At 27.4% G+C, this 14,230-nt stretch carries 12 protein-coding genes; all 12 read left to right on the forward strand.

Annotation, left to right across the window (positions count from 1 at the left end):
- Positions 1 to 31: 31 nt before the first annotated feature.
- The 12 genes from AC2A4K_RS04375 (at position 32) to AC2A4K_RS04430 (ending at position 14,194) form a co-directional block, all read left to right on the forward strand.
- Entirely contained in the window at positions 32 to 550 is a 519-nt protein-coding gene (locus AC2A4K_RS04375; RefSeq protein WP_322504183.1) for an RNA polymerase sigma factor, read from the forward strand.
- A gap of 123 nt (positions 551 to 673) precedes the next feature.
- Positions 674 to 2,086, forward strand: a complete 1,413-nt coding sequence (locus tag AC2A4K_RS04380; RefSeq protein WP_322504182.1) for a DUF4179 domain-containing protein — start codon at positions 674 to 676, stop codon at positions 2,084 to 2,086.
- Between the two features lie 376 nt (positions 2,087 to 2,462).
- A complete protein-coding gene (locus AC2A4K_RS04385) occupies positions 2,463 to 3,665 on the forward strand; it encodes an alanyl-tRNA editing protein (protein ID WP_322504181.1) in 1,203 nt (400 codons plus the stop codon).
- Positions 3,666 to 3,837: 172 nt separating this feature from the next.
- Positions 3,838 to 4,842 (forward strand): glycosyltransferase family 2 protein, encoded by a 1,005-nt coding sequence (locus AC2A4K_RS04390; RefSeq protein WP_322504180.1) that lies wholly within the window; start codon positions 3,838 to 3,840, stop codon positions 4,840 to 4,842.
- Between the two features lie 176 nt (positions 4,843 to 5,018).
- A complete protein-coding gene (locus AC2A4K_RS04395; RefSeq protein ID WP_322504179.1) occupies positions 5,019 to 6,194 on the forward strand; it encodes an AI-2E family transporter in 1,176 nt (391 codons plus the stop codon).
- A gap of 474 nt (positions 6,195 to 6,668) precedes the next feature.
- Entirely contained in the window at positions 6,669 to 7,511 is an 843-nt protein-coding gene (gene zupT / locus AC2A4K_RS04400; protein ID WP_322504178.1) for a zinc transporter ZupT, read from the forward strand.
- 456 nt (positions 7,512 to 7,967) lie between these two features.
- Positions 7,968 to 8,732: a DeoR/GlpR family DNA-binding transcription regulator gene (locus tag AC2A4K_RS04405; protein WP_322504177.1), complete on the forward strand. Its 765-nt coding sequence runs from the start codon at positions 7,968 to 7,970 to the stop codon at positions 8,730 to 8,732.
- Between the two features lie 56 nt (positions 8,733 to 8,788).
- A complete protein-coding gene (locus tag AC2A4K_RS04410; protein WP_322504176.1) occupies positions 8,789 to 9,577 on the forward strand; it encodes an HAD family hydrolase in 789 nt (262 codons plus the stop codon).
- Positions 9,578 to 10,067: 490 nt separating this feature from the next.
- Complete coding sequence (locus AC2A4K_RS04415; RefSeq protein ID WP_322504175.1) at positions 10,068 to 10,865, forward strand: HAD family hydrolase; 798 nt, start codon at positions 10,068 to 10,070, stop codon at positions 10,863 to 10,865.
- 231 nt (positions 10,866 to 11,096) lie between these two features.
- Positions 11,097 to 11,990: an SPL family radical SAM protein gene (locus AC2A4K_RS04420; RefSeq protein ID WP_322504174.1), complete on the forward strand. Its 894-nt coding sequence runs from the start codon at positions 11,097 to 11,099 to the stop codon at positions 11,988 to 11,990.
- A 126-nt stretch (positions 11,991 to 12,116) separates the two neighbouring features.
- On the forward strand, positions 12,117 to 13,019 hold the full coding sequence (locus AC2A4K_RS04425; protein ID WP_322504173.1) for a carbon-nitrogen hydrolase family protein: 903 nt from the start codon (positions 12,117 to 12,119) through the stop codon (positions 13,017 to 13,019).
- Positions 13,020 to 13,360: 341 nt separating this feature from the next.
- Complete coding sequence (locus AC2A4K_RS04430) at positions 13,361 to 14,194, forward strand: helix-turn-helix domain-containing protein (RefSeq protein WP_322504172.1); 834 nt, start codon at positions 13,361 to 13,363, stop codon at positions 14,192 to 14,194.
- The last annotated feature ends 36 nt before the right edge of the window (positions 14,195 to 14,230 follow it).

Genomic DNA, 14,230 nt, shown 5'->3' on the forward strand with positions numbered 1-14,230 from the left:
AGCTAAGTTATTACATTTTAGGAGGAAAGTTGTGGAGTTATTATCATTTTTAGAACACAGAAAAACTTCAATGGTTTCTCAAGCAAAAAAAGGGGATAAGGATGCCTTTCTAAGTCTTATAGATGAAAATAGATTAAGCATTTATAGGGTTGCTAGAGGAATTTTAAATAATAAGGAAGATATTGAGGACGCACTTCAAAATACCATAATAAAATCTTATGAAAAGATTGGAACTTTAAAAAAAGATGAGTTTTTTAAAACTTGGATAATAAGAGTTTTAATAAATGAGTGCAATCTTATATTAAGAAGAAATAAAAAAACAGTATTTTTAGACAAGTTAGAAAATGAAGAATCTTATAGTGATGATTATGGAAATATTGAGTTAACCTCTGTAGTTAATTCATTAAGTGAAGAGTTAAGGATAACTACAGTATTATATTATTTTGAGGATATGTCTACAAAGGAGATATCAGAAATGTTAAATGTAGCAGAGGGAACTGTAAGATCAAGACTTGCTAGAGCAAGAGAAAAACTTAGAAGTTCTATATAACATAAAAATACTAGAGGTGTTTTTCTTGGAACTTAAAAATATTATGGTAAAAAATCAATTTTTATAAGGTTGATAAAAAGTTTTGAGGTTCAATGAACTTAACTTTAATGGAGGGTTTAATTAATGAAAAATATAGATGATTTATTTGATAGGGAAGTTAAAAATAAATTGAAAATGGAAAATAGTAAAATACCAGAGGATATTAATAAGAAAATGGATGAAGCTATTAATAATTTAGGAAAGAGAAAAAGAAATTATAAGAAAGTTTCAGGGATATGTGCAGCTTGTATAGTTGGAACTTTAATATTTGGAGTAACAATGCCAACCTATGCACAAAACATTCCTGTTATAGGAAAGATATTTGAAATATTTAATGGTGAAATATATGAAAATTATGATAAATATGCTTCAGATTTAGATGTTACTAAAGAGAGCAATGGATATAGAGTAACAATAAATAAAATTGTTTATGACACTATAGACTTAGAAATTTTTTATACTATTCAATCAGATAAGTCTTTAGAGGATGGTCTAGATTTATTAGATGTTAAGCTAGAAGTAAATAATAAATGGTTAAACTCTGGATTTAGTGGTGGAGGAATAAAGATAGATGATTTCACATATGTTGGTAGCAAAAGATATTCTGTAGCAACTGAAAGGCTTGCTCCAGAAGAATTTAAAAAGAATATGTTAGGAGGAGACATAAAGATTCCTAATAATTTTAATTTAAGTATAGATATAAGTAGTCTAGGAACTGTTACTGAGGATGTTAAAGTGAAAGGAAAGTGGAATTTTGATATACCTATAAGTGATGATTTAGTTAAAGAAAATATAAAGGAACAAGACCTTAACATAAACTTAGGAAAAGATTTAAATGATACAATATTAACTAAATTGATACAAACTCCTATAAATACAGTTTTACAAGTGATACAAACAAAAGAGCCATATGATTATAGTGATTTAGACCTTGTAATTTTTGATGATAAAGGAAAATATTTATATGCAAAAGGGGGGCGTGGAATTGGACACAGTGATGAAAATGGAAACTCTAAGATGTTCTATACTTACAATTTAAAAGAAGTTAATGAGGAGAGTGAGAGCTTAACCATAATTCCATATATCCAGAGAAATGATATGAATGAGGAAACTTCTTCTGGTGAAGTTACTTTCCCTAAAGAACTTAAATCAGAGTTAAACTTAACTGGAGAAAGTGAAGTAAAATTAGATAATGGAGAAGTTTATTCTAAGATTAATAAAATAGAAAATATTGAAAATGGAACAAGAGTATATTATGAATCTAAGTATTCAATATATGGAGCACCAAACTATATTATAAATAATGAAACAGGAGAAAAAATTGAGCCTATAGGAAATAAAGAAATGGGATATGCAGATAAGATTAAACATGTAAGTGGAAATGAGTTTTATATAGAATTTCCTAAAGAATTAAAAGAAAATGATTATACTGTTGTATTCTTAGATAGAAGTAGCAATGAACCTGGTGGAGATGCTATTAAAATAGATTTGAAATAAGTTTAATAAAAAGAGCCAGAGATTTTCTAGATTTTTAGAAATTCTCTGGCTTTTAATCAGTTTATAAGTTAATATAATTATTAAAATTCTTTTTGGATTTTGTAAGTTTTAATTTAGTAAATAAATGATATAATTTATTTTAGAGTTTAATTTAAATAAGAGGGGTTTCTAAAATATTTTAAGGAACTTAAAATTAAAAATATATTTTAGTGCTTTAGACTTTAAAAGTGGAGTAATACGATGGCATTATCAATATATGATTTATGCTATTATGTATTTAAAATTGTAAAATTTAGAGGTAATTTTATGTGTTAGAAAATATGTTTAAGTTAGAACTCATCTATTATTAAAGAAGTAATCGAGGTGTAAAGATAAAATGATAAAGCTTTATTATGAAAATCAGTACATAAAAGACTTTAAAGGAGAAATTCTTGAAGTTAAAGAGGTAGATGGAAATTTTCATGTTGTCTTAGATCAAACAGCCTTCTTTCCAGGTGGGGGTGGCCAACCAGGTGATTTAGGGCTTATTGGAGGAATTAAGGTTCTTGATGTTTATGAAGAGGCTGGAAAGGTATATCACGTTTTAGAGAAAGAGCCTAAAAAATTAAAAAATCTACAATGTGAATTAGATTGGGAAAGAAGATTAGATGGAATGCAACAACATTTAGGTCAACATCTTCTTTCAGGTTGTTTTTACGATTTATTTGGAGCAAATACTTGTGGATTCCATTTAGGTGAAGAAGTAAGTACAGTTGATATTGTAGGTTTTTTAGATGAAAAGACTATAAGAGAAGCTGAAAAAGAAGCTAATAGATTAATCTTTGAAAGTTTAGAGGTTAAGAGTTATGCTCCAACTAAAAAAGAGCTTAAAAAGATTAAAACAAGAAGAGCTTTGCCAAAAACAGATGAGGAAATCAGAATAGTTGAAATTGTAGGATTAGACTTAAATGCTTGTTGTGGAGTTCATCCAAGCAATACAAGAGATCTTCAGATTATAAAAATAAGAAGATGGGAAAAGCATAAAAATGCTACAAGAATAGAGTATGTAGCTGGAAAAAGAGCTGTTTCTGATTTCTTTATGAAAGATGAAATCTTAGGTGAAATATGTAAACTCCTAAAATCAGGAGAAGGTGATACATTAAATGCTGTTAAAAATCTTTTAGATAATAATAGAAATCTTCTAGATGAAAATAGAAAGATTAAAGCTGAAATAGGCGATTATAAGATAAAAGAAATGTTAAGTAAGTCAGAGAGAATTGGTGATATCACTTTAGTTAATGAAATTTTTGAAGGTGATGATATTAAGCACATAGGAAAATTAGCAAATAAAATAACTGATGAATATAATTCTATAGTTTTATTTGCAGTAAGAAATGGTGATAGAGTCAACTTAATCTTTAATAGTTCTAAAGATATTAAAAAAGCTAATATGAATGAAATTCTAAAAGATACAATAACTTTAATTGATGGAAGAGGTGGCGGAAATCAGTTTGCAGCTCAAGGTGGAGGAAAAAATAACGGGAATACAGAGGTCGCTATTGATTATGCCACTGATAAATTAAGAAAAATTTTACTTTAATAAGTTAAATTAGCATATAGAAATTAATTTTATAGTTTTTTATTTAGAAAATATTAATTTTTAATAAGGTTAGTTTTAAAACAATTTATTTAAAGAGTATTAAGTATTAGGGGATATAAAATTTAAAAAGGCTAATGGACATAATTTAAGACTATAATGGAGTTGAAGAAAAATGACAGTAATGAGTGATAAGTTTTTAAGTATAATAATTCCTGCGTACAATTCAGAAAAATATATAGAGAAAAATCTTATGTTTTTAGAAAGGCAGACATCAAATAACTTTGAGGTTATAGTTGTTGATGATGGATCAACAGATAATACATGTGAAGTCAGTGAGGCATGCTTAAAGAAGTTTAAGATAGCTCATAAAGTTATTAGATGCGAAAAAAATAGGGGGCAAAGTGTTGCTAGAAACATTGGAATTAAGTATTCAAGAGGAAAGTATCTTTTATTTTTAGATTCAGATGACTTTGCGGAAAACAACTTAGTTCAAATTTTAGAAAGGAATCTTTTTAATGAACCTGATATAGTATTTTTTGATCACAAAAGGATAAAAGAAGATGACAGTGTAAATATAAATAGAGAACAAAGTTTTGAGTTTGGAAAAGAAAAGTCAGGTAAGGATGTTTTTTATGCTTATAAGGATAATAAAGTAAGACTTTGGACAGGAAGTCTTATTTATAATAAAGAGTTTTTAAAGAGGAATAATCTTAGATTTTTAGAAGGAGCTCATGGTGCAGAAGATTTAAACTTTATATTTAAAGCACTTTTAAGTTCAGAAAAAGTTAGAGGAATAGAGGATAGTCTAGTATTTTATTATCAAAGAGAGGATTCTTTAACAAATAATCCTGATATATATAAAAATATAACAGTAATAAAGTCAATGAAGGATGTATCTAAGTTTATTGAAGAAAAAAAACTAGAGAGAAATTTAAAAGATATTATAGAAAAAGAGTTTACTGCTGAACATATAATGTATCAAGTATTGGGGTTTTTAAATAGTAAAACAAAGGAAGACACTTTAAAAGTGCTTAGAGATGAGAGTGTGAAAAAAGCTTTAAAGAAGGCAACTTCAAGAACAAATAGATATGGAAGAAACATGTATATGTATATGAAATTAGCTGCTTATACACCTAATTTATTTGTAAAAATGTATTTAAAGCGTACGGGAAAATAAGTTTTTAGTATATATATAAATTTGAAAACATATTTTAGAAGAAATAAAACTTAATATTGTCTTAACAGAAAGTTAACAATATGATATATTAGAAAAAACTAAGCAATTTTTATGATATACAATCATTGGGTTATTATAAGAAAATATAATAAGACCATAAATAAGGATGTGATGACATGTTTTCTAATGATAAAAAGTTAAAAGGAGCGTTAATTGTAGTTACCTATGGTATAGTTTTAGCTTTTGTATTTATGAAATATTCCACAATTTTTGGTGGGTTGGGATATATTACAAATCTTATAAGACCATTAATTTTAGGTATAGCAATAGCTTTTATTTTAAACATACCTATGAAATTTTTTGAAAGAAAATTATTTAAGAAATTAGATAATAGTAAAAAATCGTGGGTTAGAAATGCCAAAAGACCTTTAGCCATTACAGTTACAATAATAGTTTTAGTAAGTGCTATAACTGCAATAATATTATTTGTTGTACCTGAAATCACTTCAAGCATTATTAAACTTACAAACAGTATTCCAGGTTATTTAAAATCCTTTGAAATTACTATGAACAATTATGCTGATTCAACAGTAATTTTAAGTAAGGTTTGGGATCAAGTTATGAATGCTTGGCAAGAAATATTAAAAACAGTTACCCATTTATTTGGTGGACTTGCATCTTATATTGTTAGTATAACAGTTGATGTAACAACAGCTATTATTGATTTCTGTTTAGCCTTTGTATTAGCAATATATATGCTTTCAAGTAAAGAAAAATTAATATGTCAACTTAAAAAAGTTATGTATGCATATATTAAAAGAGATATTGTAGAGAAAATATTAGGAGTTGGACAAACTGTCAATAAAGTATTTTCAGGATTTATTATTGGACAATGTACTGAGGCTTTAATTATAGGAACACTATGTTTCCTAGGTATGTCATTATTAAGAATACCATATGCTTTCTTAATAAGTGTTCTTGTTGGTACAACAAGTTTAATACCTATTTTAGGAGCATTTATAGGAACAATTCCTTCATTCTTCTTAATACTTATAATAAGCCCAATAAAAGCAATCTGGTTTATTATATTTATATTATGTCTTCAAAGAGTTGAAGGAGATTTAATCTATCCAAGAGTTGTAGGGGGATCAGTAGGGTTATCATCTCTATGGGTTTTACTTGCAATTATGATTGGTGGTAGTGCCTTTGGACTTATTGGAATGTTAGTAGGAGTTCCAACAATGGCTGCTATATATTGTATATTTGGAAATGTTACTAACAATAGATTAAAGAAAAAAGGTATTAAAATAAATGAAGAGGAAATACAAGATAGCGGAAAAATTCATGTTTAATAAAATCTAAATCTTATAAATTGAATAATTAAAAATTTAGATAAAAAGGTGTTGTAGCTTAAAAAGCTATGATGCCTTTTGTTTTTTTAGGCTCTGTTTTAGATGAATGTTGATTTTTAGCTAGCCACTCAGATCTAACTTAATTTTAAGTGAAAATCAAAATTTTTAATTTTGTATTTTGAACTTACACCTTTGAATGAAATAAAAAGGTGCTTCCTAAAAGAACAGCATGTATTAACTGCTCATTAAGATGGTCTTATAGTTCTATCTAAAAATTAATACTAGTTTAAAACATAGCTAAGTATTGATATTTTAATAGAGTTAATATATTAATTTGCATATAGTATTTTAAAGAGAAATGAGAGGAATTTGAACATAAAACTTTTATAAAATAATAGAATTGTATGGACAAATGGTAAATTACAAGTTATAATTGATAATAATTATCAATTGAATATGAGAGGGGGAAGAGAAATGAATAATATACTTTTAGCTTTTTTATTAACTTTATTAGCTAGTTTAGCTACTGGAATAGGAAGCTGTATAGCATTTTTTGCAAAGAAAACAAATAAAAAATTTCTTTGTATAAGTCTTGGTTTTTCTGCTGGTGTTATGATTTACGTTTCTATGATAGAAATATTTCAAGAGGCAAAAAACTCACTTGTTGGAGCTATGGGGCTTAAAGCCGGTAGTTTAGTTACTGTTATTTCATTTTTTGCAGGAATAGCAATAATTGCTTTAATAGATAAGTTTGTACCTGAAGAAGAAAATCCCCATGAAGCAAGAAGTATTGAGGATATAGATGAAGGTAATGTATCTTCAAATTTAATATATGAGGATTCTAAAAATGAATCTTTTAAAGATAAAGCTCTTATGAGAACAGGGCTAGTTACGGCTTTAGCAATAGCTATACACAACTTCCCAGAAGGATTAGCTACTTTTGTTTCAGCACTTAATGGAGCAAGTTTAGCTATTCCAATAACAATTGCAATAGCAATACACAACATACCAGAAGGAATATCAGTTTCGGTACCTATTTACTATGCTACTGGTGATAAAAAGAAAGCTTTTCTATATTCCTTCCTATCAGGAATGTCTGAACCTATAGGTGCCATAATAGGATATACATTACTTAGAAATATTTTTAATGATATGACTTTAGGAATATTATTGGCTGCAGTAGCTGGAATAATGGTGTTTATATCTTTAGATGAGTTATTACCAACAGCAAGGAAATATGGAGAGCATCATCTTTCAATATACGGATTAGTTGCAGGAATGATTGTTATGGCAGTTAGTTTATTATTATTTTTATAACTAAAATAAGGGAATATATCAAAATAACTCAAAAAACTTAAAAATATATTCCGAGAATTACTGGATTTTAAGTGAAAGTCCAAATTTTAATTTGGATTCTTGAACTTATCCAATGGAACTTTAGTTACATTGGAGTCATCTATATAGCAATTACTCCGAAGATTTTACTAAGGGGAAGAACTCCCGCTGGTCAAATAGCTTCTTTTCTTAACGTAAAATATTCTGCATAATAGCTTAAATTCTAAAGTTTATCCAGATATTTTCTTCATAATATTGATAGGTTTGGTCATTGAGTTTTGATATATTCCCTTTTATTATTGATTCATAGTAAATAATATCATATAATAATAAATGAGAAGAGAATGATATTAAATAATAACAAATAATAATAAAAGCGATTTGATTAAGAGATTTATATAAATTGGAGTTTAATTAGGTAAAAAGGAGAGTAAGACTATGTTCATGGAGGAACGATTAGAGGAGACTTTAAGAATATTAAAAAGAGATGGAAAAGTTTTTGTTAAAGATTTAAGTGAGAGATTTGATGTCACTGAAGGCATGATTAGAAAAGATCTTCAAAAGCTTGAACAAGAAGGATTACTTAAAAGAACTTATGGTGGAGCTATATTAGAAAGACAAACTGTTCATGATGATAGTATCATGCCTAGACTTATGAAAAATTTAGGCGAAAAAGATGCCATAGCAAAACTTGCTTTAAATGAAATTGAAGATGGAGATTTTATATTTTTAGATGCATCTACTACAAATTACTCAATTGCAAATATGCTTTTAAATACTAAAAAGCACATAACTGTAGTAACAAATATGAATAGAATAGCAATACTTTTTGATTCACATCCTTCCATAGATGTTATATGCATAGGTGGTATGTATAATAAAAATTTAGGGGGAACCGTAGGAGGTAGAGCTGTTGAGGATGTTAAAAATTATAGATTTCATAAATCATTTGTAGGTGTTGGTGGAATAAATTTAGTAGAAGACTTTATAAGCAATTTTAATTTAGAAGAGGCCAGCATGAAAAATGCTATAATTAAAGCTAGTTTAAAAACTTATTTAGTTGCAGAAAATGAAAAATTTTATACAGATGGTGTTTGTAGTTTTACAAAATGTGAAGATGTAGATTTTATAATAAGTGATAAAAAACCAAATGAAGAAATTTTAAAATTACTAAAAGAGAGAGAAATATCTATAATATATTAATTTTTATTTTGTAGTTAATTTAGTTTATACTTTTTTTTACTTAGGAGGATATATATATGATAAAATTTATAGCAACAGATATGGATGGAACTTTATTAAATAGTAACAAGGAAGTAAGCCCAGAATTTTATGAAGTTTTTGAGGAACTAAAGAAGAGGGATATACTTTTTGCAGCAGCAAGTGGAAGACAATATTATACTCTAGCAAAAGAATTTGACAAGATAAAAGAGGACATGCTATTTATAGCTGAAAATGGAACTTTTGTTGTTTATAAAGGAAAAGAGCTTGTAGTTAACGGATTAGATAGAGAAGTAGCTAATGAACTTATAAGAATAGGAAGAACCATAGAAAATTCAAATGTTGTTTTATGTGGTAAAAATTCAGCTTATGTTGAATGTGATGATGAGAGATTCTTAGAAGAAGTTAGAAAATACTATGAAAGATGTGAAATAGTAGAGGACTTAGAAAAAGTTGATGATACAGTTTTAAAAGTTACTATGTGTGATTTTAATGGATCAGAGAAAAATAGTTATAAATATTTTAAAAAATATGAGAAAGAGCTTCAGGTAGCAATAGCAGGAGATATATGGCTTGATGTAACTGCTGGTGGAGTTAATAAGGGAGTTGCCATAAAAGAAATTCAAGAACTTTTAAATATAGGATTTGATGAGACTATGGTATTTGGAGATTACTTAAACGACTTAGAAATGATGAAAAGTGCATATCATAGCTATGCCATGGAAAATGCTCATGAAGACTTAAAGAAGGTTTCAAGATTCATAACTGAGAAGAATAATGATGAAGATGGAGTTATGTACCAAATTAAAGAGGTCGTTGGACTTTAGTTAGTAATATCAACTAAAAAGTTTATTACTTTGAAATTAAATTTTATTGAGTTATTAGATATTTTTATTTATAAATATTAGCTAATAATATTTTATATTATAAATCTTGAGTAGTTAAGTGCATAAAGAATTATCAAAAGAGGTTATTACTATATTTTATGAGATATTCATAATAATTCAAGTGAAATTCTATATATAACTGGAACTTTAGTTATAAATATACAGAAAAAACAATATTTTTAGTGGAAATTAAATTATTTTAAAAAAGTGCTATTTAATTAGAAAAATAGTACTTTTTTTTATTTAAGGCACTTTTATTGTCTTATAAATGAGTTTTGAGAAGAGGAACAAAACATTAAAAATGATATAATATAATTTGCTTGATTTTTATTTGGAATGGGTTAACCAAATAACAAAAACTTGGGAAAAACTTGTAGAGAGCGGAGATATGCTAAATGCATATTTCTTTTTTACTTAGGAGGAAATGAAGATGAATAAGAAAAACATAAGATTTATTGCATCTGATATGGATGGAACATTATTAAATAGCAATAAGGAGTTAAGCAAAGACTTTTATGATGTTTTTAATGAGCTTAAAAAAAGGGACATACTTTTTGCAGCAGCTAGTGGAAGACAATACTATAATTTGATTAACAAGTTTTCAGATATAAAAGAAGAAATGTTATTTATATCCGAAAATGGAACTTTTGTTGTTTATAAAGGAAAAGAAATTGTGGTAAATGAACTAGATAGAGAAATGGCAAATGAGCTTATTAGAGTTGGAAAAACTGTAGAAAATGCTCATGTTGTTTTATGTGGGAAAAAATCAGCTTATGTTGATTGTGATGATGAGAAATTTTTAGTAGAAGTAAGAAAGTATTACGATAGATTTGAAATAGTAGAAGATTTAGAAAAAGTTGATGATACAATCTTAAAAGTTACTATGTGTGATTTTGAGGGAGCAGAAAATAACAGTTTAAATCATTTTGATAAATATAAGGACAAGCTTCAAGTAACTGTAGCTGCCTATTTATGGTTAGATATAATGGCAAAAGGAGTTAATAAAGGAGCTGCAATAAGAAAAATACAAAATCTATTAGATATTAAGTTTGAAGAGACTATGGTTTTTGGAGATTACTTAAATGATTTAGAGATGATGGATAGTGCGTATCATAGTTATGCAATGGATAATGCTCATGAAAAATTAAAAAAGGTTTCAAGATTTGTAGCTAAGAGCAATGATGAAGATGGAGTTATGCATCAAATTAAAGAAGTTGTAGGATTATAGAATTGAATAGTAATTTTTAATAATATGGAGAGAATCATAATAGTTTGTTGTGATTCTCTTTTTATATTTAATTTAAATCAATATTCACCTAAAATAGGACTAATTTAAAAGGAGAAATTATTTTTTATCTATAAACACAAGGACTTTTAATAAGAATATAATTAAAATAAGATATATAATATAAAATTCAGCTTTTAGTTTAGATTATGATTAAAAGAAGGAGAAGAATTTATGGAGTATATACCAGCTAAAAAAATTATATCGGGCTATGTGGAGAATAATTCATGGTTTGGGCTTAATTACAACATGAACATATATAAAGGATGTTGTCATGGATGTATATATTGTGATTCAAGGAGTAATTGTTATAATATAATAGATTTTGATAGAGTAAGAGCTAAGGAAAAATCTACAGAAATAATAGAAAAAGATTTAAAGAGTAAAAAGAAAAAAGGAGTAATAGGAATAGGAGCAATGAGTGATCCTTATAATCCTTTTGAAAAAAAATATTTGCTTACTAGAGAAGCACTTAAATTAGTAGATAAATATAATTTTGGCATAAGCATTGCCACAAAGAGCAGCTTAATTACAAGAGATATAGACATTTTAAAAAAGATACAAGAACATTCAGAGGTATTAATAAAAATTACTATTACAACATATGATGATAACTTATGTAAAAAGATAGAGCCTAATGTAAGTCTTAGTAGTGAGAGATTTAAGGCTATAAAAGAATTAAGTGATAATGGAATATATGTTGGAGTACTTCTTATGCCAATCCTTCCTTTCATAAATGATAGTGAAGAAAATATTATTAATATTATTAGAAAAGCTTATGAATGTGGAGCAAAATTTGTATTTTCTTATGGGCTTGGAGTTACTTTAAGACAAAATCAAAGAGAGTATTATTATAATAAATTAAGAGAAATCTATGGAAATGATGAGATGGTTAAAAAATATGTTGCTACTTATGGAGAAAAATATGAGTGCCCATCTATGAAATCTTCAAAGCTTTGGAAAGTATTTAAAGAAGAGTGTGAAAAATATGAACTTCTATATAAGATGGATGACATAATTAAAGATTATAAAAGTAGATATGAAAAAGTTCAAATGAGCTTATTTTAATTGAAGTGATTTTATAAATATAAATTATGTAGGTATAGATGATGTCTTTAATGATTAGGATAAATTCATTATCCAGAAAGAAAATATAGAAAATTAAGTGTTAATTTAATGGGTGAGAGGTAATTTATGAAAAGTTTTAAAATTGGATTAGTGCAAGAAAAAGCTTTTGCAAATAGTATAGATATGAATTTAAAGTTAGGATTAGAATATGTGAGAAAGGGAAAAGAACTGGGGGTAGATATAGTGCTTTTCCCAGAGATGTGGTCAAATGGATATAACCCACCATATGAAGATGCCTTTGACAATCCTTTTGATGAAAGCTATGAAGAGGAAAGAAAAAAATGGCTTGAAGAAGCTATTGATGAAGAGAGTAATTATGTCAAATCATTTAGAGAAGTTGCTAAAAAGTTGAAAATTGGAGTTGTTATTACCTATCTTTCAAAAGGAAAAAAGGCTCCGCAAAATACCGCTTTAGTAATTGATAAAACTGGAGAAATTTTAATGAAATATTCAAAGGTTCATACCTGTGATTTTTCATTAGAAGCTTTGCTTCAAGGGGGAGAAGAATTTAAGGTTTGTGATTTTAATGGTGTTAAATTAGGTATTATGATTTGTTATGACAGGGAATTCCCAGAGAGCGCTAGAGTACTAATGCTTAAAGGAACAGAAATTATCCTTGTGCCTAATGCTTGTGATATGAATCCAGCTAGAATAAATCAATTATCAACCAGAGCCTTTGAAAATATGGTGGGAGTTGCTATGGCTAATTATCCAGGAGAAAAATGGGGGAATTCTTGTGCATATAGTCCTATAGTTTTTGATGAGAGTGGAAATTATATTGATAATAACATAGTTAAAGCTAATTCTTTAGAAGAAGGTATAATTGTGGCTGAATTTGATTTAGACAAGATACGTGATTATAGGAGAAATGAAACTTGGGGAAATGCTTATAGAAAAGTTAAAGCTTATGACAAATTGATAGATACTAAAGTAGAAGAACCTTTTATAAGAATAAATAATAAAAAATAGATAAAAAGGATTATGGTTTATAACAAAACCATAATCCTTTTTTAGTTATGAAATTATAATAGTTAATATTTTAAGAAGTGGTTTAATAACAAGAGAGAATAATATTATATAGGTTTTTAAATATATGGTATAATAAGGTAATTTAAAGAGAGATATAAGCTAGGGATATAGGTTTAATAGATAATAATTCAGAGTTTAATTAATGCTTAGAAAATGGAAGCCATATTATAGCTAAAAGTTGATTAATACAGGGATGCAACCTATGGTTGACAAAAAGAAATTGCTAGTTGGTAGATTAATATATATGAATTTTGTATAGTTTTTCTATGGAGGTGAAGAGTATGAAGCTAGCTGAAAAATTACAATTAATAAGAAAGAAGAATGGATTATCTCAAGAAGAATTAGCAGAGAAATTAGGAATATCAAGACAAGCGATTTCAAAGTGGGAATCTGGACAATCAACACCAGATTTAAATAAGCTAATAATACTTTCTGAACTATATAATGTAACCATAGATAGTTTGGTTAAAGAGAGCGATGATTTTGATACTCTTAAAAGGAAAGAAATAAATAATGGAGAAAAACAAGAAGCAGAAAAAGTAGGTAATAAAGAAACACAGGTAATTATTAACTTTAACAGAGGTTCATTGGAGTATGAATATAAGAGTAAAAGGAGATTATTTGGATTACCACTTGTGCATATTAACTTAGGAAGAGGTTTGAAGAAGGCAAAGGGGATAGTTGCTATAGGAAGTATATCATATGGGATCATATCTTTAGGATTTATCTCTTTTGGAGTTTTGAGTTTGGGATTTATATCTATGGGGTTAATCAGTTTGGCAGTTTTAGCAATAGGAATATTATTATCAGTAGGAGCCATTTCTATAGGTACATTTTCAATTGGAGCAATATCCATAGGGGTATTTTCAATAGGTTCACTATCTATAGGAAAATATGCAGTAGGTGCAAGTGCAATAGCATCAGATGTAGCAATAGGAGATTATGCAAAGGCTAATATAGCCATAGGAAATATAGCTGAAGGAGCAAATACACTTCCATTAGATGCATCTGTAGAAGAGGTGAGAAATTTAATTAAACAGGAATATTCTAATTTAAGTGAGGGGTTTATAGAGAAAATTAACTTTTTTATTAGCTGTATTAGAATAGGAGGATAGATAGAATTTTTACTAAAGTCTTTTTAGATTCTAAAG

The organism is Clostridium sp. LIBA-8841 (genome assembly GCF_057782475.1).